General features: G+C 58.1%; 24 protein-coding genes. 20 read left to right on the top strand and 4 right to left on the bottom strand.

Going from position 1 to position 24,423, the window contains the following annotated elements; all coding sequences use genetic code 11:
- Window positions 1-10 precede the first annotated feature (10 nt).
- From ET33_RS23180 to purD, 10 genes are all read left to right on the top strand, one after another.
- Window positions 11-904, top strand: coding sequence for a phosphoribosylaminoimidazolesuccinocarboxamide synthase (locus ET33_RS23180; RefSeq protein ID WP_036687431.1), 894 nt, complete (start codon window positions 11-13; stop codon window positions 902-904).
- Between the two features lie 95 nt (window positions 905-999).
- Window positions 1,000-1,248 (top strand): phosphoribosylformylglycinamidine synthase subunit PurS, encoded by a 249-nt coding sequence (gene purS / locus ET33_RS23175; protein ID WP_025845489.1) that lies wholly within the window; start codon window positions 1,000-1,002, stop codon window positions 1,246-1,248.
- Between the two features lie 19 nt (window positions 1,249-1,267).
- Entirely contained in the window at window positions 1,268-1,963 is a 696-nt protein-coding gene (purQ, locus tag ET33_RS23170) for a phosphoribosylformylglycinamidine synthase subunit PurQ (RefSeq protein ID WP_036687428.1), read from the top strand.
- Window positions 1,941-4,187 (top strand): phosphoribosylformylglycinamidine synthase subunit PurL, encoded by a 2,247-nt coding sequence (gene purL / locus ET33_RS23165; protein WP_036687426.1) that lies wholly within the window; start codon window positions 1,941-1,943, stop codon window positions 4,185-4,187. The genes purQ and purL overlap by 23 nt, the downstream gene beginning before the upstream one ends.
- The gene (purF, locus tag ET33_RS23160) at window positions 4,169-5,707 is read left to right on the top strand and encodes an amidophosphoribosyltransferase (protein WP_036687423.1); all 1,539 of its coding nucleotides are present in this window, start codon (window positions 4,169-4,171) and stop codon (window positions 5,705-5,707) included. Before purL ends, purF begins: the two co-directional genes overlap by 19 nt.
- A 284-nt stretch (window positions 5,708-5,991) precedes the next feature.
- A complete protein-coding gene (purM, locus tag ET33_RS23155; protein ID WP_036687421.1) occupies window positions 5,992-7,032 on the top strand; it encodes a phosphoribosylformylglycinamidine cyclo-ligase in 1,041 nt (346 codons plus the stop codon).
- Window positions 7,029-7,661 (top strand): phosphoribosylglycinamide formyltransferase, encoded by a 633-nt coding sequence (gene purN / locus ET33_RS23150; RefSeq protein WP_036687419.1) that lies wholly within the window; start codon window positions 7,029-7,031, stop codon window positions 7,659-7,661. The genes purM and purN overlap by 4 nt, the downstream gene beginning before the upstream one ends.
- Window positions 7,658-8,845 carry a phosphoribosylaminoimidazolecarboxamide formyltransferase gene (locus tag ET33_RS23145; RefSeq protein WP_036687416.1) on the top strand — a complete coding sequence of 396 codons (1,188 nt, stop codon included), beginning with the start codon at window positions 7,658-7,660 and terminating at the stop codon, window positions 8,843-8,845. The genes purN and ET33_RS23145 overlap by 4 nt, the downstream gene beginning before the upstream one ends.
- 90 nt (window positions 8,846-8,935) lie before the next feature.
- Complete coding sequence (locus ET33_RS23140; RefSeq protein WP_036687414.1) at window positions 8,936-9,670, top strand: IMP cyclohydrolase; 735 nt, start codon at window positions 8,936-8,938, stop codon at window positions 9,668-9,670.
- A gap of 13 nt (window positions 9,671-9,683) precedes the next feature.
- Window positions 9,684-10,943, top strand: a complete 1,260-nt coding sequence (purD, locus tag ET33_RS23135; RefSeq protein ID WP_036687412.1) for a phosphoribosylamine--glycine ligase — start codon at window positions 9,684-9,686, stop codon at window positions 10,941-10,943.
- Window positions 10,944-11,242: 299 nt separating this feature from the next.
- Here the strand turns inward: purD and ET33_RS23130 are convergent, their stop codons facing one another.
- From ET33_RS23130 to ET33_RS23120, 3 genes are all read right to left on the bottom strand, one after another.
- Window positions 11,243-12,079 carry an ABC transporter ATP-binding protein gene (locus tag ET33_RS23130; RefSeq protein WP_036687410.1) on the bottom strand — a complete coding sequence of 279 codons (837 nt, stop codon included), beginning with the start codon at window positions 12,077-12,079 and terminating at the stop codon, window positions 11,243-11,245.
- A gap of 173 nt (window positions 12,080-12,252) precedes the next feature.
- Window positions 12,253-13,305 carry a FecCD family ABC transporter permease gene (locus tag ET33_RS23125; protein WP_036687406.1) on the bottom strand — a complete coding sequence of 351 codons (1,053 nt, stop codon included), beginning with the start codon at window positions 13,303-13,305 and terminating at the stop codon, window positions 12,253-12,255.
- Window positions 13,302-14,312: a FecCD family ABC transporter permease gene (locus ET33_RS23120; protein WP_036687403.1), complete on the bottom strand. Its 1,011-nt coding sequence runs from the start codon at window positions 14,310-14,312 to the stop codon at window positions 13,302-13,304. Before ET33_RS23120 ends, ET33_RS23125 begins: the two co-directional genes overlap by 4 nt.
- Window positions 14,313-14,542: 230 nt before the next feature.
- Here ET33_RS23120 and ET33_RS23115 point away from each other — a divergent pair, with 230 nt between their 5' ends.
- From ET33_RS23115 to ET33_RS23090, 6 genes are all read left to right on the top strand, one after another.
- The gene (locus ET33_RS23115) at window positions 14,543-15,544 is read left to right on the top strand and encodes an ABC transporter substrate-binding protein (RefSeq protein ID WP_051775548.1); all 1,002 of its coding nucleotides are present in this window, start codon (window positions 14,543-14,545) and stop codon (window positions 15,542-15,544) included.
- A 133-nt stretch (window positions 15,545-15,677) separates the two neighbouring features.
- Window positions 15,678-16,949 carry a hypothetical protein gene (locus ET33_RS23110; protein WP_051775547.1) on the top strand — a complete coding sequence of 424 codons (1,272 nt, stop codon included), beginning with the start codon at window positions 15,678-15,680 and terminating at the stop codon, window positions 16,947-16,949.
- On the top strand, window positions 16,942-17,574 hold the full coding sequence (locus tag ET33_RS23105) for a DUF4129 domain-containing protein (protein ID WP_036687401.1): 633 nt from the start codon (window positions 16,942-16,944) through the stop codon (window positions 17,572-17,574). The genes ET33_RS23110 and ET33_RS23105 overlap by 8 nt, the downstream gene beginning before the upstream one ends.
- Complete coding sequence (locus ET33_RS23100; RefSeq protein ID WP_036687399.1) at window positions 17,567-18,700, top strand: DUF4350 domain-containing protein; 1,134 nt, start codon at window positions 17,567-17,569, stop codon at window positions 18,698-18,700. The genes ET33_RS23105 and ET33_RS23100 overlap by 8 nt, the downstream gene beginning before the upstream one ends.
- Before the next feature lie 5 nt (window positions 18,701-18,705).
- The gene (locus ET33_RS23095) at window positions 18,706-19,626 is read left to right on the top strand and encodes an AAA family ATPase (RefSeq protein WP_036687394.1); all 921 of its coding nucleotides are present in this window, start codon (window positions 18,706-18,708) and stop codon (window positions 19,624-19,626) included.
- Window positions 19,577-20,956: a DUF58 domain-containing protein gene (locus ET33_RS23090; protein ID WP_036687391.1), complete on the top strand. Its 1,380-nt coding sequence runs from the start codon at window positions 19,577-19,579 to the stop codon at window positions 20,954-20,956. The genes ET33_RS23095 and ET33_RS23090 overlap by 50 nt, the downstream gene beginning before the upstream one ends.
- Here the strand turns inward: ET33_RS23090 and ET33_RS23085 are convergent.
- A complete protein-coding gene (locus ET33_RS23085) occupies window positions 20,934-21,989 on the bottom strand; it encodes a stage II sporulation protein M (protein WP_036687389.1) in 1,056 nt (351 codons plus the stop codon). The two genes, ET33_RS23090 and ET33_RS23085, sit on opposite strands and share 23 nt — an antisense overlap.
- Before the next feature lie 73 nt (window positions 21,990-22,062).
- Between ET33_RS23085 and ET33_RS23080 the strand changes: the two genes are divergently transcribed.
- The 4 genes from ET33_RS23080 to ET33_RS23065 all read left to right on the top strand — a co-directional run bounded on the left by ET33_RS23080 (window position 22,063) and on the right by ET33_RS23065 (window position 24,409).
- Window positions 22,063-22,866: an RDD family protein gene (locus tag ET33_RS23080; protein ID WP_036687388.1), complete on the top strand. Its 804-nt coding sequence runs from the start codon at window positions 22,063-22,065 to the stop codon at window positions 22,864-22,866.
- Window positions 22,867-22,995: 129 nt separating this feature from the next.
- Window positions 22,996-23,322 carry a hypothetical protein gene (locus ET33_RS23075; protein WP_036687386.1) on the top strand — a complete coding sequence of 109 codons (327 nt, stop codon included), beginning with the start codon at window positions 22,996-22,998 and terminating at the stop codon, window positions 23,320-23,322.
- 144 nt (window positions 23,323-23,466) lie between these two features.
- Window positions 23,467-23,898, top strand: coding sequence for an RrF2 family transcriptional regulator (locus ET33_RS23070; protein ID WP_036687383.1), 432 nt, complete (start codon window positions 23,467-23,469; stop codon window positions 23,896-23,898).
- 91 nt (window positions 23,899-23,989) lie between these two features.
- Window positions 23,990-24,409, top strand: coding sequence for a hypothetical protein (locus tag ET33_RS23065; RefSeq protein ID WP_051775546.1), 420 nt, complete (start codon window positions 23,990-23,992; stop codon window positions 24,407-24,409).
- Window positions 24,410-24,423 lie beyond the last annotated feature (14 nt).

Here is a 24,423-nt window from a genome sequence, read left to right as displayed (position 1 = left end):
TGACGAAGCGATGAGTGGAACGACGACAACGGCCATTTCGAGCGCCGAGCCTTATGTGAAGGCGCCGCTGCTCTACAAAGGCAAGGTCCGGGAGCTGTACGATCTCGGCGAGCACTACCTGATCGCGGTCACCGACCGCATCTCCGCGTTCGACTGGGTGCTGAGCCCGGCGGTATCGGATAAAGGCAACGTGCTGAATTCGCTCAGCCGCTTCTGGTTCGAGCAGACGGTAGGCATCCAGCCGAATCATCTGGTGCATGCCGACGTGGACCGGCTCGGGGAGCTGGTCACGGACCGCGAGATCATGAAGGACCGGTTCATGGTCACGAAAAAGGCGCAGCGGATCGACATCGAATGCGTCGTGCGCGGCTATATTACCGGCGGCGGTTGGCGGCAGTACCAGAAAACCGGCGAAGTGAACGGGCACAAGCTGCCGGCGGGCATGCGCAAGAACGAGCGGTTTCCGCAGCCGATTTTCACGCCTGCCGCGAAGAACGACGTCGGCCACGACGAAGACATCACGATCGAGCGGATGACCGAGCTGGTCGGCGCGGAGCTGACACAGCAGCTTCAAGAGATTAGCATTCGGCTGTACGAGTTTGCACGGGAATTTTGCGAGGCGCGCGGCATTATTTTGGCGGATACGAAGTTCGAATTCGGTCTTATTGACGGCGAAATCATCTTGATTGACGAAATTTTTACGCCGGATTCCTCCCGCTTCTGGGACAAAAGCAAGTACGAGCTCGACATCGAGATCGACGGCATGGACAAAGAACCGGTCCGGACCTATTTGTCCGGCACCGATTGGGACAAAAACAGCGAGCCGGACCCGCTGCCACCCCATGTGGTGGAGGAGACTTCCCGGCGTTACCGCGATATCTATAACCGTTTGGTGCAAGGGTAAGCTGGCTTGCCGGGGCGGTAAGCCGCCGCTCCGCGGATAATGCACTTCAGGATAGGCCCAAAATGATTAACTTAATGTGGGAGGTACTTTTCCTAATGTTCAAAGCAACGGTATACGTAACGATTAAGCAAAGCGTTCTGGATGTGCAAGGAACCGCCGTACAGGGCGCGCTCCACTCGATGGGCTTCGATGAAGTGGAGAAGGTGAGAATCGGTAAATATTTGGAAGTGGAACTGAACACAAACGACCGGGCTGCGGCGGAAGAACGGTTGAAAGCGATGTGCGAGAAGCTGCTCGCGAACACCGTAATCGAGGATTACCGTTTCGAGCTGGTACAGGGTTAATCAAAAGGAGGCGCGCGTGATGAATTTCGCGGTGTTGGTATTCCCCGGCTCCAACTGCGATATCGACTGCTACAAGGCGGTAGAGGATACGATCGGACAGCCAGTGGATTACGTATGGCATACGGAAACGGACTTATCGAAATATGATTGCATTCTTATTCCCGGCGGCTTCTCGTACGGCGACTACCTGCGCTGCGGCGCGATTGCCCGTTTTGCTCCGGTGATGAGCGCTTTGGTGAAAGCGGCGGAGGAAGGAAAATACATCCTGGGCATTTGCAATGGATTCCAGATTTTGCTGGAATCAGGTCTGCTGCCAGGGGGGATGCTGCGTAACCGGTCGCTCAAATTCCGCTGCCACGCAGCGATGCTGCAGGTAGAAAATACGAACACGCCGTTTACTTCGGACTATGCGAAGGGCGAGCTGATCAACATTCCGATCGCCCACGGCGAAGGCAACTATTATTGTGACGAGGCGACGCTGGCGGAGCTGAAAGCGAATAACCAGATCGTGTTCCGTTACGAAGCGGGCAACAATCCGAACGGCTCGGTCGACGATATTGCCGGCATTTGCAACCGGGCGGGCAACGTGCTGGGCATGATGCCGCATCCGGAGCGGGCGGTACACGAACTGCTCGGCTCGGCGGACGGACGGAAGATGTTTACATCGATTTTGAGCACCTGGAGGGAGAAGCATGGCGCAGCAGCTATCGGCTAAGGAACCAACGGCAGAGCAAATTGCCGAGCAGCAGATTTATAAGCAGTTCGGCGTATCGGATGCGGAATATGACAAAATTTGCGGGTTTTTGGGCCGGAAGCCGAACTACGTCGAGATCGGCGTATTCAGCGTCATGTGGTCCGAGCACTGTTCCTATAAAAATTCGAAAGCGGTTCTCCGCAAATTCCCGACAAGCGGACCCCGCGTCCTGATGGGACCGGGCGAAGGCGCGGGCATCGTTGATATCGGTGACAACCAAGCGGTTGTGTTCAAAATCGAAAGCCATAACCACCCTTCGGCGGTCGAGCCATACCAAGGCGCGGCGACGGGAGTCGGCGGCATTATCCGCGACATTTTCTCGATGGGCGCAAGACCGGTGGCGGTATTGAACAGCTTGCGCTTCGGTCGTCTTACCAATGAGCGCGTCAAATATTTGTTCGAACACGTCGTTTCGGGTATTGCCGGGTACGGGAACTGTATCGGCATCCCGACGGTCGGCGGCGAAGTCATGTTCGACGAGAGCTATGAAGGCAACCCGCTCGTCAATGCGATGTGCGTCGGTCTGATCGATCACGACAAGATCCAAAAGGGCGTCGCCAAAGGTGTTGGCAACCCGGTCTTCTACGTCGGACCGGCGACGGGACGCGACGGCATTCACGGCGCGACGTTCGCTTCCGAAGATTTGACGGCGGAGTCCGAAGCGAAGCGTTCCGCAGTTCAGGTCGGCGATCCGTTCATGGAGAAGCTCGTGCTGGAAGCGTGCCTGGAGCTGATCAACTCCGGCATCGTCATCGGCATTCAGGATATGGGTGCCGCAGGCTTGACCTGCTCCAGCTCGGAGATGGCGAGCAAGGCCGGCAACGGCATGGAGCTGTATCTGGACGAGGTGCCGCAGCGCGAGGAAGGCATGACGCCTTACGAAATGATGCTGTCGGAGTCGCAGGAGCGGATGCTGTTCGTCGTGAAGCCGGAGCATGAGGCTCAGGCGAAAGCGATTTTCGAGCGTTGGGGGCTGCACTGCGCGAAGGTGGGCAAAGTGACCGACGACGGCAACCTGAAGCTGTATCATAAAGGCGAACTGGTCGGCGACATGCCGGTCAAAGCGCTCGTAGACGATTGCCCGATGTATCACAAGCCTTCCGCGGTACCGGCTTATTATGAAGAGAACGGCAAGATCGATACGCTTCGTTACCCGGAAGTGACGGATTTGAACGGCGCGCTCAAGCAGGTGCTGGCTTCCCCTACGGTAGCGAACAAAGAATGGATTTATAACCAATACGATTATATGGTACGTACCAGCACGGCGGTTCAGCCGGGTTCCGACGCGGCAGTCGTAACGATCCGCGGCTCCCGCAAGGCGCTGTCCATGTCCACGGATTGCAACGGACGCTTTGTATATCTCGATCCGGAAGTCGGCGGCCGCATCGCCGTTGCGGAAGCAGCGCGCAACAACGTCTGCTCCGGCGCGGAGCCGCTGGCGATTACGGACAACCTGAACTTCGGCAGCCCGGAGAAGCCGGAAATTTTCTGGCAGCTGGAGAAATCGGTCGACGGCATGGCCGAAGCTTGCCGCAAGCTGAATACGCCGGTCATTGGTGGCAACGTCAGCTTGTACAACGAGAACGCCAAAGGCGCGATTTATCCGACGCCGGTCGTCGGGATGGTCGGCTTGGTGCATGACACCGACCATATTACGACGCAGGGCTTTAAGCGTGAAGGCGACGTGATCCTGCTGCTGGGCGAGACGAAGGCGGAGCTGGGCGGCAGCGAGTTCCAATATGTCGTACACGGCGTCACGGAAGGCCGTCCGCCGCAAATCGATTTGGACGTGGAAAAAGCGCTGCTGGATGCCGTGCTGTCGGCGATTCAGCAAGGGCTTGTCGCATCCGCGCACGATCTGTCCGAAGGCGGACTGGCCGTCGCGCTGGCCGAGAGCTGCATGAGCGGCCGTCTCGGTGCGAAAGCGAACTTCGCTTCGGAGCTGCGCCCGGATATCGCGCTGTTCAGCGAGAGCCAATCCCGCCTTCTGCTTAGTGCCGCTCCGGACAAAGCCGAAGCGCTGCAAAAGCTTCTGATAGAGCGCGGCGTGCCGGTGCAAACGCTAGGTACGGTCGGCGGCAGCTCGCTGCAGCTTCAAGTCAATGGAAAACCGGTTATTGATGCATCTGTGACGGAACTAGAAAAGGTTTGGAAGGATGCGATTCCATGTCTGATGAACAGCTGATCGGCGGACAGGGACAAGAGGCAGCGAAAATCGTTCGTTCGGCATCCGGAGAGGCTACGCCGCTCTGGACCGGACGCTACTATAACGAAGGCCATACCGGCCAAGACAGCTTTATGGACAAGCTGGGGGAAGAGTGCGGAGTTTTCGGCGTATTCGGGCATTCCGAAGCCGCTTCGCTCTCGTACTACGGCCTCCATGCGCTGCAGCACCGCGGGCAGGAAAGCGCGGGCATCTGCGTAGCGAACGGCGAGTCGTTTCATTATCATCGCGGCATGGGGCTTGTGAAGGAAGTGTTCAACAACGACAACCTCGCCCCCATGACCGGGAGCGCTTCGATCGGACATGTGCGTTATTCGACGTCAGGCGAAAGCAAGCTGGCCAATGCGCAGCCGCTCGTGTTCAAATACCGTGGCGGCGATCTGGCGATTGCTACGAACGGCAACTTGACCAATGCGCCGCAAATTAAGGAGCAGCTGGAAAAAGAAGGGTCGATTTTCCAAACGACCAGCGATACGGAAGTCGTAGCGCACTTGATCGCCCGGTCGAAGCAGAACGATATCGTCTCCGCCGTGAAGGAGACGCTGCTCCGGGTGGAGGGCGCGTATGCGTTTATGTTTTTGACGAAGGACAAGCTGATCGTCGCGCGGGACCCGCACGGCTTGAGGCCTTTTGTGATCGGCCGTCTTGGCAACGCGTGGCTGTTTGCTTCCGAATCCTGTGCGTTCGACACGGTCGGCGGCAAGTATTACCGCGACGTCGAGCCGGGCGAGCTGCTGGTGCTGGACTTCAAAACCGGCGCGGTGACGGAAGACCGGTTCTCGCCGATCAAGCAGCGTGCGATCTGCGCGATGGAATACATTTATTTTGCCCGGCCGGACAGCGACATCGACGAGACGAACATCCATTCCGCGCGCAAGCGGATGGGACGCCAGCTGGCGATCGAAGCGTTCGTCGACGCCGACATTGTCACCGGGGTGCCGGATTCCAGCATTTCCGCCGCGATCGGCTACGCGGAGCAAACGGGCATTCCGTATGAGCTCGGCCTGATCAAAAACCGCTACACCGGCCGGACGTTCATCCAGCCGAGTCAGGAGCTGCGCGAGCAGGGCGTCAAGATGAAGCTGTCGGCGGTGCGCAGTATCGTCGAAGGCAAACGCGTCGTCATGATCGACGACTCCATCGTGCGCGGCACAACCTCGCTGCGCATCGTCAACCTGCTGCGCGAGGCAGGCGCGAAGGAAGTGCACGTGCGGATCAGCTCGCCGCCGTTTGCGAACCCGTGCTTCTACGGTATCGACACGCCGAGCCGCAAAGAGCTGATCGCCGCGGTCAAATCGGTGGAGGAGATCCGCGAGGCGATCAACGCCGATTCGCTGCATTTTCTCAGCAAAGATGGACTGCTCACGGCTATTGGCCGTCCGAACGTGGAAGTCAACCGCGGGCTGTGTACGGCCTGCTTCGACAACCGCTATCCGACGCCGGTGCCCGACGAAGCCGCTCTTGGCTGCGGCTGCGATTAGGCGGCAACGCCGCAAGCATGTTTTTGACCTAACCCGGCGGTCCCGGGCTGCCCGGACCGCCTTTTTACGATAGCGCAGATTTTCCTGCGCAAAATTTTTTGACGGAGCGCTTAGGCGGAGGTTCGTGTGTCTGCCGGAGAGTCCACGTGCCGCCTTTGAAAACGGGTTATTTCCACTGCGAATATCAATGAAGATAACCCGTTTTCAAGAGCGGCCGCAGGCAGACAGCACGAACTGGAGCCGGAACAAGCGCAGCCAACCACTTTTGGGGAGGAACAATCCAAGTGTCCGATGCATACAAACAAGCCGGTGTCGATATCGCGGCCGGCAACGAAGCGGTAGAGCGCATGAAGAAGCACGTCAAGACGACCTTCCGTCCGGAAGTGCTGACAGATCTCGGCGGCTTCGGCGCGCTGTTCGGCCTGAACAAAGACAAGTACGAAGAGCCGGTGCTCGTTTCCGGCACGGACGGTGTCGGCACGAAGCTGAAAATCGCTTTTGCGATGGACAAGCACGATACCATCGGCATCGATGCCGTGGCGATGTGCGTGAACGATATTGTCGTGCAGGGCGCGGAACCGCTCTTTTTCCTCGATTATCTTGCCTGCGACAAGGTCATTCCGGAAAAAATCGAAGCGATCGTTAAAGGTATCAGCGACGGCTGCGTGCAGTCGGGCTGTGCGCTGATCGGCGGCGAAACCGCGGAAATGCCGGGGATGTACGGCGAAGGTGAGTACGATATCGCGGGCTTTACGGTCGGCATCGTCGACAAGAAGAAAATTATCGACGGCTCCACGATTCGTCCCGGCGATGTGGTTCTGGGGCTCGCATCGAGCGGCGTCCACAGCAACGGCTTCTCGCTCGTTCGGAAGCTGCTGCTGGAAGACAAGGGTTACAGCTTGCACGATACGATCGACGAGCTGGGCGGCCGTCTGGGCGATACGCTGCTCGTACCGACGAAGCTTTACGTCAAGCCGGTGCTGGCGGTGCTCGAAGAGGTATCGATTAAAGGAATGGCGCACATTACCGGAGGCGGCTTCCTGGAGAACATTCCGCGTGTACTGCCGGAAGGCGTTAACGTTGAGATCGATTACGGCTCCTGGCCGATTTTGCCGATTTTTCAATTGATGCAGCGGGAAGGCGGCATCAGCAACAACGATATGTTCCGGACGTTCAACATGGGGATCGGCATGGTCGTCATCGTGGCGGAAGAGCAGGCTGCACGGGCTGCCGAGCTATTCGCGCAGCATGGTGAGAAAGCCTATACACTCGGCCGCGTAACGGCAGGGGAGCGTATAGTTACATTTACCGGGGCGGTCGTATGAGAACCGAACCGTTGCGTATTGCCGTCTTCGCCTCGGGCAGCGGAAGCAACTTCCAAGCGATAGCGGATGCGGCAAAAGCAGGCCGGCTCGATGCGCGCATCGAGCTTTTGGTCTGTGACCGGCCGAATGCAGGGGTAGTCGAACGGGCCAAGCAGATCGACGTGCCTGTTCATACGTTTCGTCCGAAGGACTACGATTCGCGCGAAACGTATGAGCGGGAAATTTTGACAATGTTACAGCAAAAGCAAGTCGAACTTGTCGTTCTCGCAGGGTATATGCGCATTGTGACCAAAGTACTGGTAGACGCGTATTGGGGACGCATGCTGAATATTCACCCTTCGCTGCTGCCATCGTTCCCGGGTCTCGATGCCGTAGGGCAGGCGCTGCGGCACGGGGTCAAGGTGATCGGCGTGACCGTTCATCTTGTCGACGGGGGCCTCGACAGCGGACCGATTTTGGCGCAGCACGCCCTAGACATTGAACCTGGCGATACGGAGGCTTCCGTCTCCGAACGAATCCACCGCATCGAACACCGATTGTACCCCGAAGTGATACAGGCGATTGCCATGGGAAGCATCCGCTTGGAGGATGCTGCCAATAAACCTAAGGAGGACGGGACCGCACCATGAGCCAAACGACGAATCAAACGGAAGTATTGGAGCTCCGTTACGGAATGAACCCGCATCAAAAGCAGGCGAAGCTGATCGGAGAAGGGACGCTGCCGATTAAGGTAGTGAACGGTGATCCCGGCTTCATCAATCTGCTGGACGCTTTTAACGGCTTCCAGCTCGCACGGGAGCTGCGCCGCGCAACGGGGCTGCCTGCTGCCGCCTCGTTCAAGCATGTAAGCCCGGCCGGAGCAGCCGTAGCTGCGCCGCTGACGCCCGAGCTGAAGAAAGCTTACTTCGTGGAAGGCTTGGAGCTGTCGCCGCTCGCGACCGCTTATGCACGGGCACGTGGCGCCGACCGCATGTCCTCATTCGGCGATGCCGCTGCGCTCAGCGATATTGTGGACGCCTCGACGGCGCAGCTGTTGAAGCGGGAGGTGTCCGACTTGGTCGTGGCCCCGGGATATACCGATGAAGCGCTGGAGATTCTCCGCGCCAAGAAAAACGGCGGCTACCTGATTCTCCAAATCGATCCGGATTTCGTTCCGAATCCGGTCGAAACCCGTACGCTGCTCGGCATGACGCTGCAGCAGGAGCGCAACGATGCCGTCATCGACGAAACGGCGCTGGAACGCATCGTGACGAACAACAAAGAGCTTCCGGAGAACGCGAAGCGCGATCTTCTCATTGCGCTCGTTACGCTGAAATATACGCAATCCAACTCGATCTGCTACACGCTGGACGGCCAAACGATCGGAATCGGCGCCGGTCAGCAATCGCGCATTCACTGTACCCGTCTGGCGGGTGACAAAGCGGACCGCTGGTTCCTTCGCCAGCATCCGACGGCGCTGAACATGGCCTTCCGTCAAGGGCTTTCCCGCGCGGAGCAAAACAACGCCATCGATCTGTGGCTGGAAGAAGAGCTGACGCCGGTGGAGCAGGCGGCTTGGGAAGCTTGCTTCGAGCAAGTGCCGGCACGTCTGACGCGCGAAGAGAAACGCGAATGGCTGAGCAAGCTGCGGGGCGTTTCTTACGGCTCCGACGCCTTCCTGCCGTTCCGCGACAATCTGGACCGTGCCAGCCGCAGCGGCGTCAAGTACGTCGTGCAGGCAGGCAGCTCGATGCGCGACGAAGAAGTCGTGAAAGCGGCCAACGATTACGGCATGGTGATGGCTTATTCGGGAGTCCGTTTGTTCCACCATTAAGAAACGAAGCAGGCATTGCACAGCACTGTCCAAGCTTATGCTTACGAAGCGAGCATTGCTTTCACAAATGCTCTGAGGAGGAATACTCAAGTGTCGACGAATAGAGCCGCGCAAGCGGAGCAATATTTTCAAAGTTTGCGGCAAAATGTGTACCCGGGCCGCGGCATCGTGATCGGCCAGACGCCGGACGGCACCCGACTTGTGCAGGTGTACTGGATCATGGGGCGCAGCGAGAACAGCCGCAATCGCGTATTTATCCAAGAGGCCAACGGATTTGTCCGCACCGAAGCGAAGGACCCGGCGAAGCTCACCGATCCGTCGCTCATCATTTACTACCCGGTAAAGCACGCGAACGGCGCGCATATCGTCACGAACGGCGATCAGACCGATACGATTCACGAGGCGCTGCTTTCCGGCAGCACGTTCGAAGCCGCGCTGGCCACCCGGACGTACGAGCCGGATGCGCCGAATTTTACGCCGCGAATCAGCGGGTTGATCGATGTGAACGACGGACAGTTTGCCTATAAGCTGTCGATCCTAAAATCGAGTGGCAACACGGAGGATCAGACCCTTCGTCATACGTATACGTACGAGAAGGCGTTGCCGGGCTACGGCCACTGCATCCACACATACGCCGGCGACGGGAACCCGCTGCCTTCGTTCCAGGGCGAACCGGCACTTGTACCGATTGCCAGCGACGACATCTGGCTAATCGCGGATGCCTACTGGCAGGCGCTGAATGACGAGAACCGTATCTCGCTGCTCGTCAAAACGATTCAGATCGAAAGCGGAGAGACCGAGCTGCTGATCGTCAACAAAGAATAGGAGGAGCCTCAACGTGCGGATACTGGTTGTAGGTGGCGGCGGCCGCGAGCATGCGATATGCTGGGCGCTGAAGAAAAGCCCCAAGGTCACGGAACTGTACTGTGCGCCGGGGAACGGGGGCATCGCGTCGGTTGCCGAATGCGTCGCGATTCAAGTGAACCAATTTGAGGAAATTGCGCAGTTTGCGATCGACCATACGATCGATCTGGTCGTCATCGGTCCGGACGATCCGCTATCCGAAGGCATCGTCGATCATTTGGAAGCGAAAGGTCTGACCGTATTCGGACCCCGTCAAAATGCGGCGATTATCGAAGGCAGCAAAGTATTCACCAAGCAGCTGCTGAGAAAATATAACATCCCGACGGCCGCTTATGAGTCGTTCGAGCGGTACGAGGACGCGGTCGCTTATTTGCGCCGGCAGCAAGCGCCGATCGTCATTAAAGCGGACGGCCTCGCGGCAGGCAAAGGGGTCGTCGTGGCGCAGACGCTGGATGAAGCGGAAAAAGCGCTGCACGACATCATGGTTGCCAAGGTATTCGGCGAATCCGGCAACCAAGTCGTGATCGAGGAATTCCTCACCGGCCAGGAAATGTCGATTCTCTCGTTCGTCGACGGCGAAACGGTGTGCCCGATGGTGCCTGCACAGGACCATAAGGCCGTCTACGATAACGACAAGGGACCAAACACCGGCGGTATGGGCACCTACAGCCCGCTGCCGCACATCCCGCAAGCCGTGATCGACGAGTCGATCGAGACGATCATTAAGCCGACGGCCAAAGCGATGGTCGCCGAAGGGCGGCCGTTCCGCGGCGTACTGTTCGCAGGCCTGATGCTGACGCCGAACGGACCGAAGACCATCGAGTTTAACGCCCGCTTCGGCGACCCCGAGACACAGGTCGTGCTGCCGCGGCTGAAAACCGATTTGCTGGATATTTTCCTTGCTGCGGTCAACGGAAGGCTGGATCAGATGGAGATTGAATGGAGCGAGGAAGCGGCCGTTTGCGTCATTTTGGCGTCTGAAGGCTATCCGGCTTCGTATCCGAAAGGACTTCCGATCGAAGGCTTGGAGGACGTGCAAGAGTCGATCGTATTCCACGCGGGAACGGCCGTCAAGGACGGCGCAATTGTGACCAACGGCGGCCGCGTGTTGGGCGTGACCGCGCTTGGCCGCGATATTGCCGAGGCCCGCGCCAAAGCGTATGCGGATGCCGATCGCATTCGATTCCAAGGCAAGCACAATCGTACGGACATTGCGAAGAAAGCGCTCGTGTAAATGCGAACCGGGGTAAAGGAAACGTTCCTTTGCCCCGTTTTTTTTGCGTGCGGCGAAGCCTTACCTGCTACTTGCGTCCGCTACCTTTAATCATGATTTTGTCCCAATTTCGATAAACGTAAAAAACAGCCCATATCGCTCCGACTACCAATATCCCCGACAGCCAATAGTTATGCACGTAATAGGAAAAAGCGCGCAAGGCTATTCCTCCCAGTCCATTTTCGAATTAGTGTTCCCTAACCGCGGAAAAATAAAGCGCCTGACTCCTTTAAAGGAGAGGCGCTTATTCGGTATCTTTATTATTTCCCGGCAACCGCGAGCTTCGGAGTCGCCGCTTGGGCTGCCAGAGGCTGCTTGCCTCTGCCGAAAGGAACAACCATCGGCGTGCCGAACAGCGGGTCCTCGACGATTCGTGATTCCAGCTCGAACACGCTGCGGATCAAGTCTTCGTTGACGATATCCTGCGGCTGTCCTTCGGCCCATACTTTACGGTCTTTGATAGCTACGATGTTATGTGCATAGCGACAGGCAAGGTTAATGTCATGAAGCACCATGACGATGGTGCGCTGCTCGCTTTCGTTCAGCTCGTACAGCAGATCGAGTACTTCGATTTGGTGCGCCAGATCGAGGTACGTCGTCGGTTCGTCAAGCAAGATCGTCGGCGTGCCTTGCGCCAGCGTCATGGCGATCCAGGCCCGCTGCCGCTGGCCGCCGGACAAGGAATCGACCGTACGCTCGGCGAGCGGCTTCATATGCGTCAACTCAAGCGCGCGCTGTACCATGGCTTCGTCTTCCTTGGACCACTGCTGGAGCCAGCTTTGATACGGGTAGCGGCCCTGCTTGACTAGCTGCAGTACCGTCAAGCCTTCCGGAGCCGCGGGGCCTTGCGGAAGAATCGCCATGCGTCTGGCGACTTCCTTGGTGGACATCGTCGCAATGTTGCTGCCGTCGAGCACCACTTGTCCGCTCTGCGGCTTGAGCAGCCGGGCCAGAGAGCGGAGCAGCGTCGATTTGCCGCAGCCGTTGCCGCCGATAAACACCGTTATTTTTCCTTTTGGGATTTTGATGTTCAGCTCTTGAAAAATGCACGTATCCCCATAACAGAGGCACAGGTCGTTCGATTGGATGGCAGTCATAAAATCTTCTCCTTCGGTCTCAGAGCCCGGCGATAAGCAGACATGACACAGACGGAACGTTGTCGACAGTGTAGGACGACTCCCCGTTCCGCTTGGCATAGGCCGGGCTTCTCTGTTTTACATGGTGTCCGTGTTCAAGGCTTCGCATCGATATCGACTGGTTATTAACCTAGTTAACGGTTGCGGCTGCGGTACAGCAAATAGACGAAGAACGGCGCGCCGATGCAAGCGGTGAATACGCCGGCAGGAATATCGAGCGGTGCAAACAGCGTCCGGCCGGCGAGGTCGGACAGCAGCAGCACGATCGCTCCGATGAGCGCCGATACCGGCACCAGCGCGCCGAAGGCCGGGCCGACGAGCTTGCGGGCCATATGCGGCGCCATCAAGCCGATGAAGCCGATCGCTCCACCGAACGCTACGGCGGCTCCGCCCAAAGCAACGCTGAGCAGCAGAAGTAGGAACCGCTGGCGCTGGACGGCGCTGCCTACACTGCGGGCGACTTCTTCGCCAAGCTCCTGGATGTTGACATGCCGCGAATAGATAATAATCAGCGGCAGCAGCACAATAAACCAAGGCAGCAGCGGCGTGACGGACTTCTCCCAAGATACGCCGTAAATGCTTCCGGTCATGAACGTAAGCGATTGGTTCGCCAGAACGACGGGACCGGAAATTAACATCATATACGAGATCGAGCTCATAGCCGCCGCGAAGCCGATGCCGATCAGCACGAGCCGGAGCGGGGTCACGCCGTCTCCTTTCCACGAAAGGGCATAGACGACGAACGTAGCAATGAAGGCCCCGGCGATGGCGAATACCGGCAGCAGATGAATCGTAATTTTGTCCGAGAAAAAGAAAAAGAACGAGACGGCCCCGAGCGTTCCGCCCCCGGTCATGCCGACCGTATCGGGCGAAGCCAGCGAGTTGCGCACGACGCCTTGCAGAATGGCCCCGGCCACCGCGAGCGACGCTCCGATGAGCACGGCCATCAGAATGCGCGGCAGTCGAAGCGAGCGGACGATCATCTCGCTGGAATCGTCTCCGAAGCCGAAGACCGAACGGACGACTTCGCCCGGCGGAATGTAGACGCTGCCGATGCCGGTGCTGAGAATCATGACGGCAATCGCGACAAACAGCAGCAATAACGTGACGGCCAGCGCTCTTTTGCTGACAAGATACGAGAAAGCTTTTCCGCGGACGACAAAGTACCGGCTGGATTGACGGCTCATGACAGCTGCCCTCCTTTGCGCGCGATATACACGAAGAAGGGGACGCCAATCAGGGCGGTCGTGACACCGACGGGAACTTCCTTCGGCATGGCGATGAACCGCGCCCCGACGTCGGCGCTAACCAGCAGCAGCGCACCGAGCACGGCGCAGTAAGGAATGAGCCAGCGGTGGTCGATGCCTACCAGATAGCGGACGATATGCGGCACGATGATGCCGACGAATACGACCGGTCCCGCTACGGATACGGCGCCGCCGGCAAGCAGTACGATGACGACGGCCGCCGCGGCTTTGACAAGCAGGGTACGTTGGCCGAGCCCTTTGGCGACGTCCTCGCCCATGGCGAGCACGTTGATTTGCGGCGAGAGGAGCAGGGCTCCTACCAAGGCCGCGAGCATATAAGGAAGAACCGCGTTAAGCATCTCCATTGTCCGTCCGGCCACCGAGCCGACGAGCCAGAACAGCACTTGATCGAACGCTTTGCCGCTGCCGAGCAGGATGCCTTGGGTCAGCGACGCGAAGAAGGCGGTGACGGCCGACCCGGCGAGCGTAATCTTGATCGGGGTCAGGCCGTCGCGCCCGATCGAACCGAGAAAGTAGACGCCCCCGGCGCTAACGGCCGCCCCCAGAAACGCGATCCAGGTATACCGGGTCATGCCCGAAACGTCGAACAGGGCAACGGATAAAACAATGGCAAACGCCGCTCCGGCATTGACGCCGAAAATACTCGGCGATGCGAGCGGATTGCGGGTAATGGCTTGCATCAGCGCACCGGCTACGGCGAGGCTTGCGCCGACTGCGGCGGCGATAAATGCCCGGGGCACGCGCGCCGTCTGGATAATAATATGCTCGTTGGAGCCGTCGAACTGCGTATAGGACGCGATAACGCGATCCCATGAATAATAGTTAAGGCCGAACATGACGCTGGCCGCCATAGCCAGAGCGAGCAGTACGAGCGCTGCGATCAGGCCGATGATTTTGGAAGAGCGACGATGAAGTGGATTGTGCATAAAAAAATAGCCTGCTTCCTGTCTTAACCTATAGTATAAACGCTTTATTTCATTGTATGAGAACCATTATCAACTGTCAATGAATCTGAGAATCGTTATCATAAAATAGTTGACAAGCAAGCCGCTGCTCAGTAATATTAACCAAGTAAATGATAATGATTATCAATTATTTATGGCATTCGCAATTATAATGAAGACATCAAGAACAACCAGAGATCAGGAGGTCGCATATGTTTTCCCTTAACCGGTCATTTCGTCTAAAACCGGCGGCGCTGCTTGCCGTCGTCTTATTATTGTCCGTCTGGCTGACGGCCTGCGGTGAGAAGCCCGCAGCGCAGTCGGGTGCCAAATCCGGAGAAGCTGCGGCACCGGCCCAAGCGGACGGTAAGCGCAAAGTCAAGCATGCCATGCGCGAAACCGAGGTTCCGGCAAACCCGCAGAAGGTCGTCATTTTGACCAACGAAGGGACGGAGGCGCTGCTTGCGCTCGGCGTGAAGCCGATCGGCGCGGTGCAATCGTACACCGGCAATCCGTGGTTCGATCATATCAAAGCCGATATGGAAGGCGTCAAAGTGGTCGGCGGCGAGCAGCAGCCGAACCTGGAGCTGATCGCATCGCTCAAGCCCGATCTCATCATCGGCAACAAAATGCGCCACGAAAAAATTTACGACCAGCTCAAAGCCATCGCGCCGACCGTCTATTCGGAAACACTGCGCGGCGAATGGAAAGACAACTTCAAGCTGTATGCGGACGCACTGAACAAAAAAGCCGAGGGCGAGAAGATCATCGCCGCATTCGATAAGCGGATCGAGGACTTCAAGCAAAAAGCCGGCAGCAAGTTGAGCGAGAAAGTGGCCGTCGTCCGCTTCATGGGCGGCAAAACCCGTTACTACTACGGCAATATGTTTACCGGCGTTATCTTTAAGCAAATCGGCATTGCCCGCTCCGATGCCAAGAACGACGAGAAGGCGTTCGAGGACATTACGAAAGAACGGCTGACGGAGCTGGAAGCCGCCGACCGGGTCATCTATTTCACCTATGAGACCGGCGACGGCAAAGGAACCAAGCAGGAAGAAGAATGGATGAACGATCCGCTCTGGAAAAACTTGAAGGTCGTCAAAAACAATAAAGTGTTCAAAGTGGACGATGTCATTTGGAATACGGCGGGCGGCGTCAAAGCTGCCAACCTGATGTTGGACGGCTTGTACAAAATGTATGACGTGAAGCCTTAAACACCCATAGCAGCACCCGGACCGGCCGTCGAATCAGACGGCCGGCTTTTTTGCATTCTGTAATTTATTGGTGCTATCCCCTTGGAAGTTCGTGTATAATGATGTCGAATATGTGGGGCAGGAGGAGCGATCAATGATTTCATTTGAAAGGCCGATGGGGATCGGTGCGATTTTGGACAGGAGCTTTCAGATCTACCGCAAGCATTTTACGGTGACGTTCTTGCTGATGCTGCTGTTTTTCGGCCCGCTTTATCTTTTGCAAAACCTGGTGCTCTTCGATGTGAGCAGCGTTTCGCTCCTTCCGGAATCCGGGGAAACGATTGCCGATTCGATAGACCGCTTCGCCGAAGCCAGCGGATCGGGCGACGAACTGCGTATAGGGTTGCTGTTGTTTTCGTTCTTGCTGATGCCATTATACATGCTGGCCGTATTTCCGGCAGCGATCTCGTCACAGCTTCATCTGGTCCGCGCCGCCGCCGATGGAGCTTCCGTGGGCTTCAAAGAGCTGTTGAGAAGCTCGTTTTCCCGTTATTGGCCGATGGTAGGAAATACGCTGCTGTTCGGATTGATTCTCATGGGCGTATATATGGCGATCTCTACTGCTGTCGTGTTCGGGGTTATTATTGTCGCCGCGGTAACGATCGGCATCGGCGCCGGCATTTCCGAACTGGGTTCCGATCCGTTCGGCAGCAGCATCGTGCTGGTTGTTTTGCTGGTCGGTATGTATTTGCTGGTTGCGCTGCTGGTGATGGCAGGGATCGGCTTTTTCGCTATCCGTTTCGGCTTTTATTTGCCGGTCGTGGCGCTGGAGGGCGCCCGTTCGTCGCTAAGCCGAAGTTGGAGGCTGACCAAAGGGAACTTTTGGCGTATATTCGGCATTTACCTCGTCCTGTCGATTATTTACGGCGTCTTTATGATGGGGGCCTATGCGCTTCTGATCGCGGTATTCAAATTGTCTCTGCTCGGCCAATTGATTTACATTGTGCTGACGCTGCTGATCACGCCGATCTATATGATCCCTTATGCGGTGACGTACTTCGATTTGCGGGTGCGCAATGAGGGGGCTGATCTGGAGCAGATGCTTGCCGCCGGTCAGTCGTACGGGTCATACAACGGCCAGTCGGGAGAAATGGGATATGCGTCCGGTTCCGTGCAAGCCGGCGGCTCTGCCTATGCTGCGGAAGCCGGGGCAGGGCACACTGCGGACGAAGCGGCGCGAGAGGCGGCAGCAGGGCACACGAGCGGAGCTGTGCAGGACCGAGTCGGATCTGCCGGGGAAGCCGTCCGCGCTCCGGACTTGACTACGCCTGCCGGACGGGAAAACGGAAGTCCCGAGGACCCGTCGCCGGAACGCGAGTCGGCCGATGCCAACGGTTCGAAGGAGCCGGAAAAGAAAGATGAATAGCGACGATTGGAAAGCGGAAAAAAAACAGCTGGAAAGCATTCTGGAACGCGACGAATACACGGCGTATTTGCGAGGCGACGGACGGAATCCCGTCATCGAGTGGCTGGAGCGGATGTGGCGAAAGGTGATGGACTTGTTCCCGGACATGTCCGTTCCGCCCGGCACTCCGAAGGTGCTCGCCTACGTCCTGCTCGGTCTGCTGCTTGCCGTCCTTGTGGCGGCCATCGTCTGGCTTGTGCGCGGCCTGATCCTTCTTCGCCGCAGCCGACGGCGCAGCGTGTTCCGCAGTGCTGCGGAGCTGGACCGCTCCTTCGCCGCATTGCTCCGGGAAGCGGAGCAATGTGCAGCGGAGGGCGATTATCCGGAGGCGGTACGCCGGACGTTTCTGGCGATGCTTCTGCTGATGGACGAACGCGAATGGGTGCGAGCGGAGCGGTGGAAGACGAACCGCGAATATGCGGAGGAGCTGTACGAGCGGCAGCCGGGGGCGGTCGAGTCGTTCAAGCAGGCCGCTTCTTTGTTCGAGCTCGTCTATTACGGAGGCGGTACGGCGGGAGCGCACGAATACGGACGGATGACCGAGCTGTTGGCGCCGTACCGGCGGGAGGAGGCGGGTTATGTTTAAGCGGAACAAGCTGCAGATCGCTTTGGCGGTCAGCATCGTCGCCTTTCTGCTGTTCGGATACGTTCTGGTCAAGCCTGATCTGCCGGATCTTCCTCCGTATCTGTCGACTTCTGCCGACCGCGACGGTACCAAAGCGGTATTTACGATGCTGAAGGAGCAGGGCGCACCCGTCAAAGCCTGGAAACAGCCTTGGCGGTCTCTGCCAAGCGGGGGGCGTCATAAGCTGATCGTCATTCAACCGTATACGCTGGGGGCCAAGGAATGGGAAGAGATCCGCACGTGGGTAAGCGGGGGCAATGAGCTCGTGCTGTTTCATGACGCGCCGGCAGAAATGGATGGATTCTCCCTTACGAAGACGGGGGAAGGTGGTTCCGGCGCTGTGGCGATCACCGACTTGACAGGTCAGTTGGGAACTGGGCTCAGCGGGAAGGTGGCATCCGCTTACCGCCTGAAGGAAGCGCCGGGCATGAAACCGCTGCTGAAGGATGAGCGCGGCATTATTGCGGGACGCACGGAAGTCGGGCAGGGCAGCATGACGCTGCTTCTCGTCCCGGAGTGGATGAGGAACGACCGCATTTTGGAGTATTCGCATTTTGAGCTGATCCGGCCGTACATACAGACAAGCCCGGATACCGGGGGGCTATGGTTCGACGAGTATCATCACGGGCTTTACGAAAAGCCGGGCCTGCTTGCGGTATATCCCGGCTGGCTGCTCGCGGTGCTGCTGCAGCTGACGCTCGGAGCGCTGCTGTGGCTCTGGATGAAGGGCGTACGCTTCGGGCCGGCTTATACGCCGCGCGCATGGATGGTGCGGCGCGGGGACGAGACGCTGCTCGCCGCCGCAGGGTGGTACGAGCGCCGCGAGCTGGCGCGGGAAGCGCTGGCACACCAAGCGAGATATATCCGCGGGCTCATGCGCGAGCGATGGGGCGTACGCCTCGATGCGACCGTAACGCAGGTGCTTGCGGCCGCCAAGCCGCACTTGAGCAAGGGGGAGCTGGAGCAGCTTGCGGCGGTGATGCGAAGCTGGCAGGCCGCCGAGGAAGTGGCGAGCTATTCGCCGAAGCAGTTCGAGAAAGACAGCCGGATGGCCGATGGCGTGATCCGTAGACTGGAGAGGGAGTGAGCCGATTGCAGCAGTTGCTGGAACAGATGGAGAAGAGCGTGATCGGACAGCGGCACAATATTCGTCTGCTGCTGACCGCTTTTTTGGCCGGGGGGCATGTGTTGCTGGAAGGAGTTCCCGGGCTTGGAAAAACGAAAATGGTACGCACGCTTGCCGAATTGACGGACGGTTCGTTCAGCCGGGTGCAGTTCACGCCGGACATGATGCCGAGCGACATTACCGGCAGCGTGATTTTCAATATGAAAGACAACGAATTCCAGACGGTCCGCGGTCCGGTCTTTACGAACCTGCTGCTGGCCGACGAAATTAACCGTACGCCTCCGAAAACGCAAGCCGCTCTGCTGGAAGCGATGGAGGAGCGGCAGGTGACGATTCAGGGTACGACGTACCGTCTGCCCGATCCGTTCTTCGTCGTCGCGACGCAGAACCCGGTGGAGTACGAAGGCACGTATCCACTGCCTGAAGCGCAATTGGACCGCTTTTTATTCAAGCTGACCGTATCGTATCCGAATTTGGAATCGGAGCTTGCGATTTTAAAAGAACACGTTCCTTTCTTCGCCGCTGCGGAGAGGAAGGAGAACGCCGCGTTCTCGCTGGACCGGTTGAAGCAGCTTCGTACGGAGATGCAAGAGGTAGTCGTGCAGGACAGTCTGGTCGAATATATTGCCGTGATCATCCGCAAAACCCGCGAAGACAAGCGGCTCCTGCTCGGGGCGAGCCCGCGGGCGGGGATTGCGCTTATGACAGCGGCCCGTGCCTGGGCGCTGCTGGACGGGCGCAGCTTCGTCACGCCGGACGATATTAAGACCGTAGCCGTTCCGGCGCTGCGGCACCGTCTGCTGCTAACGCCGCAGGTTGAATTGGAGGGAGAGACCGGTGACCACTTCATCCAGGAAACGCTGGCCACGATTCCGGTCCCTCGTTGACGCGCTTGAGAAGCGTCTGATCGTGCCGACGCCGCGCATGGCCCTGCTGACAGGCGCGGGGGCGGTTCTTGTAGGCGTGGGTTATGCCGCCGGGAGCGGGGCTGGAGCCGCTGTGCAGTGGCTTGTCTGCGGCGTGCTGCTCGGCCTGAGCGTGCTCGATCTGTCGCTGCTCCCCAGGCGGCGCAGCTTGCGCGTCAGCCGCAGCCTCCCCGGGCAGGCCGATATCGGCAGCCCGTTCGAGGTGACGGTGCGCGCGGAAGCCCCGCAGCCGGTATCCTTGAGGCTGACGATGGCCGACGACCTGCCGCAGACGTTCGTTACGCCGGGAGAGCCGCTGACGACGGCCTGGGGAGGGAAGGCGGCGGAAATCCGCTACAGGACGCTGGGCCGCGAGCGGGGAGAATATCATTTTCGCTCGGTATGGCTCCGGCTGAGAGGGCGGATCGGGCTGTGGGAGAAGCAGGCGCGTCTGGAGCTGGAGCAGACGATCCGCATTTATCCCGATATGTCGGGGGTTCGCGGCATTTTATCTTCGATGCAAAATCAGCTGACGCTGGAAGGAAGGCGGATTTACCGGAAGGAGCGGTCCGGCTCGGAGTTTCACGCGATTCGCGAATACGTCCCCGATGACGACCCGCGGTTCGTCAACTGGAGAGCGTCGGCGCGGTCCCGTACGCTGATGACGAACGTATTCCGCCCGGAACGGGGCAAGGTCGTCACCATCCTGCTGGACTGCGGACGCATGATGGGGATCGAGCTGGACGGCCGGACCAAGCTGGACGTGTCGCTCGAAGCGGCGCTGGCGCTTGCCGCCGTAGCGCTCAAGCAGGGGGATAAGGTAGGACTGCTCGCCTTCTCGAACCGGGTGAAGGCGTATGTGCCGCCGGACAGCGGACTTCTCCATCTGCAGACGCTGACGGCGGCAGTCTACAACCTGCAGAGCGACTTTGTGGAAGCCAGTTACAGTACGGCCCTGCAGCATTTGCTGCGCGTGCAAAAGAAACGGAGCCTGACCGTCCTGTTCTCCGATATGGACAATTATATGTTCGAGGAGGGGCTGCGTCCGCTGCTGATGCGGCTGAAGCGGCAACACCGGATCTTGCTGCTCGGGCTGCGGGATGAAGTGCTGCAGCGGTGGGCGTCGGCCGAGACGGCAGGTAGGCGCCAAGCTTATGTAAAAAGCGTGGCGCACAAGTTCACCGTCGACCGGCAAACGGTTGCTGCGGAGATGGCCGCCGGCGGGATCGACATCGTGGACGTTCCCGTCGGGCAGCTGGCTTGGACGGCGGTTAACCGGTATCTGGACCTTAAATCGAACGATTCGATATAGAGGCCGGGGAGGAGAAGAGGTCCGCCGTCCTCGTTCCGGCTTCGTCCCTTGGGACAGTGTCTTCGGCTATAAGCTGCGTATGCTTGCGTTCATTCAAACGTCCGTAAGCGACATACAGTGCCAGAGCAATCAGTGTGGCGCCCGCGACGATGTACTTCGTTTCCAGAGACAACCCGGATGGCGTAATATAGCCTTCGATAATCCCGGCGATAACGAACAGCGGAATCGTGCCGACCATCAGGAGCGCCGATTCCTTGACGGAGCGCAGAAACATATATTTTCGCGTATACGGTCCGGGGTTAATCATCCGGTAGCCCATATACAAGCCGGAGCCCCCGGCAATGAAGATGGCGGTCAGCTCGATGACGCCGTGCGGCAAAATGTACGCCCAGAACACGTAGCTTTTGCCGGATTGCCAAAAGACGGCGGTTAGCGCGCCGATCAGGATGCCGTTGTAGGACAGCACGTAGACCGTCAGCAGCCCGAAGGTGATGCCGCTCACAAACGCAAGAACGGCGACACGGATGTTGTTGGTCATGATGGACGTGGACATGACGGCGCTTTGCACTTCGCCGTGGTTTTTGCCCACCGCTTCGGGATTGATGCCGTCGGCCATCTCGGGGGATACGAGTGCGTACAGGTTCAGCGGGTCCTGCCAGACGGCCGCGAAGCCGGACAGCGCTCCGACCATAAACAGCAGAAACGCAAGCGCAATGAACCGTTTGCGTTCCAGCACGTAGCCGATAAACCGGCGCTTGAAAAAATCGCCGAGCCGATGGGACGTTTTCCACTGTTCGGCATGCAGGGCATGGTGCGCCCGCGCTACGAGCTGATTGAGGTAAAGCCCGATCTCGTCGCCGGGGTAGTACGTTTGCGCGTAGGCCAGATGTGCGGAGGCCGTCCGGTACAAGAAGGTCAGCCGGTCGACCTGCGGGGCCTGTACCGTGCGGCGCTTTTTCTCGAATAGGGTCAGCAGTCCGTCAAGCTCGGTCCATACGGGCTTGTGCTCGCGGATAAAGCGCTGGATGTTCATGGGTGCGAACGATCTCCTTCCGTCTCTCGAATAGTTCAATATTACCACAAAAATGGAAAGGAGGAGCGGGGAAATGAACGAAGTTCATATCAGGGAAGCGTCAATCGTGACGCCGGAGCATGTCCGGCTCCAGTTTCGGACGGCGGGCATCGGCAGCCGGACGGCCGCTCAGCTTATAGACAATCTACTGCTGCTGGCAGCTTTCGGGGCAATCAGCCTGCTGATCGGTTTGATCCTGATGCTGCTGGACATCGGCTTGGACGATGCGCTTGGGGAATATGCCGCTGCTTTCCTGATCGTGCTCAGCTTTTTATTAATCGGCGGCTACTACGCGTTGGCAGAATATTATATGGGCGGGCATACGTTCGGCAAAAAATGGCTGGGCCTGCGCGTCATTCAAGAGAACGGCCAGCCGGTAACGCTGTTGTCGGCCATCATCCGCAATTTTTTCCGGCTGATCGATTTCCTGCCATCCTTTTACTTTGTCGGCATGCTGTGGATGTTCTTCCATCCGATGGACAAACGGATCGGCGACCTGGCCGCAGGCACGCTCGTCATCCGGGATATGCAGCATGAGCGGCTTGCTCTTCGCAAGCGGACTCAGAAGTGGCTGGACAAGAATCGCATTCGCCTGACGTATGAGCTGAAGCTGTCCGAAGCGTTCCGCAAGCGGATCGAGCGGGAGGATTGGCTGCTGCTGTCCACGTTCGTGGAACGCCTTCCCTCGCTGGATAAGTTCAAGCGCGAGGAGCTCTCCTGGCAGGTAGCCGAGCGGCTCGGAACCAAGCTGGAGCTGGAACGGGAGCTGTATGTGGCCCAATCGACGGCTTTTTTGATCGAGCTGTACGTACAGTTGTCGGAGGAATGGACGCTGTAAGCGAGGTTGGGAGCGGCAAAAAATTTTTTGCGTAGGGATGAATAAGGACGAAAGGGAGCATGCATACTAAAATGGGCTAAATGAGAAGCCAACGATTTCCAGAAAGCATGCCAAGGAGGAATTTCGTCCATGTTCAACGCTACTCAGCAATTGAACCATTGCCAGCAAATGATTCAACAATTGATCCAGCAAACGGATCAAGCGAGCGCGAATTATCAGCAGCTGCTCCAGCAAGAGCAGCAAAATGCGCAGCAGCTGCAAATTTTGTCGCAGCGCGAGCAGCATGCGGTGCAAGTGATCCAAACGGCGCTGCAAGGCCACCAGACGGCAGTACAGCAAATGCAGCAAATGGCGCAAATCTGCAATCAGCTGGAGCAGACGCTCGTACACTTGAATCAGGCGAGCTTTCAAGCACAGCAAAATCAAAACTTCGCCCGCAGCAACTTCTATCAATAATTGGGCAAATGCGGAACAGAGCCGGCTCTCGGGATGATGGGACGGCTCTGTTTTGTCGTTCAGAACGGGGCATAAGCGGATTTGACAAAAGTAACTGTTATTATTATAATTACAGTAAGCGAACGGAGAGAAGGGAGCCGCCCGGTGAACAGCGAATTTACGATTGCCGTCCACAGCCTCGTGCTGCTCGCCTATCGGCCGGATCATATGGCCACCAGCGATATGATCGCCCACAATGTGGATACGCATCCGGCCCGTGTACGCAAGGTGATGGGCTGTCTGCGCAAGCAGGGGTACGTGACGACCAAGGAAGGCAGCGGCGGAGGATTTGCGTTAAACTGCCGTCCGGACGAGGTCACGCTTGCCGAGATTTACCGCGCCACGTCGTTCGGTTCGATCAAGCCGTCCTGGTGCTCGGGGAATGTGGAGGAAGACTGCCTCGTCGCGTGCAATATGACCGAGGTGATGGATCATATATTCACGGAAGCAGAGGAGCAGATGCTAATGTACCTCCAGCGGCTGACGATTCAAGACGTACTGGAACGCGTCCTCGCGAAGCAGCAGAGAAAGAGCTAATTTTTTTTAACGCAACTGTTATCAAAATAGTTTCAGTCGTTTCAGAGACTTCATAACCGTTTAATGGTGTTAAAAAGGGAGGGTGATCAACATGGCGGCTGCAAATCATGGGCTGATTCGGGAAGGCGATTGGGTTAGCGGGACTTCCTGGAAGGACGAAAGGTTTATCGGATATGTCGAATGGACGGACGGAAATGGCGCGCTGCGGGTTCGGATTACGCAATGCGACCGCACCGAAGCGGTAGGCTTTGTGACGGAGGCCCGGCAGTCGAAAGTAACCCGGCTGCCCGAGCCCGACGGGCTGTCCGCGGATGAAGCGGCGCTGCACGATTTGATCGAGCTGGCGCTGCAAACCCGGGATCAGGCATGGTTTGAAGAATTGAGCGCCATGCTGCCCTCGGCGTCCGCGCAAGCGGCGGGAGAGCGGAAGCCGAGTCCTCCCGGACCGAGCGGGTGGAAGGCTCCGGCTTCCCGGTTTCCGTTCAGATTCAATCTGGAAAACCTGCGTTAAACTTAAAAATTAAA

This window comes from Paenibacillus tyrphae (assembly GCF_000722545.1).
GTDB classification, from domain to species: Bacteria; Bacillota; Bacilli; order Paenibacillales; family NBRC-103111; genus Paenibacillus_G; species Paenibacillus_G tyrfis.
The sequence above is the reverse complement of the archived record's forward strand: the minus strand, read 5'-3'. Positions and strand labels throughout refer to the sequence as shown.

Coding starts and splice junctions, on each gene's coding strand:
- ET33_RS23100 (WP_036687399.1), top strand. CDS start 17,567: ATGTTTAAGCGGAACAAGCTGCAGATCGCTTTGGCGGTCAGCATCGTC.
- ET33_RS23080 (WP_036687388.1), top strand. CDS start 22,063: ATGAACGAAGTTCATATCAGGGAAGCGTCAATCGTGACGCCGGAGCAT.
- ET33_RS23115 (WP_051775548.1), top strand. CDS start 14,543: ATGTTTTCCCTTAACCGGTCATTTCGTCTAAAACCGGCGGCGCTGCTT.
- ET33_RS23075 (WP_036687386.1), top strand. CDS start 22,996: ATGTTCAACGCTACTCAGCAATTGAACCATTGCCAGCAAATGATTCAA.
- purF (WP_036687423.1), top strand. CDS start 4,169: ATGTCTGATGAACAGCTGATCGGCGGACAGGGACAAGAGGCAGCGAAA.
- ET33_RS23120 (WP_036687403.1), bottom strand. CDS start 14,312: ATGCACAATCCACTTCATCGTCGCTCTTCCAAAATCATCGGCCTGATC.
- ET33_RS23085 (WP_036687389.1), bottom strand. CDS start 21,989: ATGAACATCCAGCGCTTTATCCGCGAGCACAAGCCCGTATGGACCGAG.
- ET33_RS23065 (WP_051775546.1), top strand. CDS start 23,990: ATGGCGGCTGCAAATCATGGGCTGATTCGGGAAGGCGATTGGGTTAGC.
- purS (WP_025845489.1), top strand. CDS start 1,000: ATGTTCAAAGCAACGGTATACGTAACGATTAAGCAAAGCGTTCTGGAT.
- purL (WP_036687426.1), top strand. CDS start 1,941: ATGGCGCAGCAGCTATCGGCTAAGGAACCAACGGCAGAGCAAATTGCC.
- purN (WP_036687419.1), top strand. CDS start 7,029: ATGAGAACCGAACCGTTGCGTATTGCCGTCTTCGCCTCGGGCAGCGGA.
- ET33_RS23110 (WP_051775547.1), top strand. CDS start 15,678: ATGATTTCATTTGAAAGGCCGATGGGGATCGGTGCGATTTTGGACAGG.
- ET33_RS23180 (WP_036687431.1), top strand. CDS start 11: ATGAGTGGAACGACGACAACGGCCATTTCGAGCGCCGAGCCTTATGTG.
- ET33_RS23130 (WP_036687410.1), bottom strand. CDS start 12,079: ATGACTGCCATCCAATCGAACGACCTGTGCCTCTGTTATGGGGATACG.
- ET33_RS23125 (WP_036687406.1), bottom strand. CDS start 13,305: ATGAGCCGTCAATCCAGCCGGTACTTTGTCGTCCGCGGAAAAGCTTTC.
- ET33_RS23105 (WP_036687401.1), top strand. CDS start 16,942: ATGAATAGCGACGATTGGAAAGCGGAAAAAAAACAGCTGGAAAGCATT.
- ET33_RS23145 (WP_036687416.1), top strand. CDS start 7,658: ATGAGCCAAACGACGAATCAAACGGAAGTATTGGAGCTCCGTTACGGA.
- purQ (WP_036687428.1), top strand. CDS start 1,268: ATGAATTTCGCGGTGTTGGTATTCCCCGGCTCCAACTGCGATATCGAC.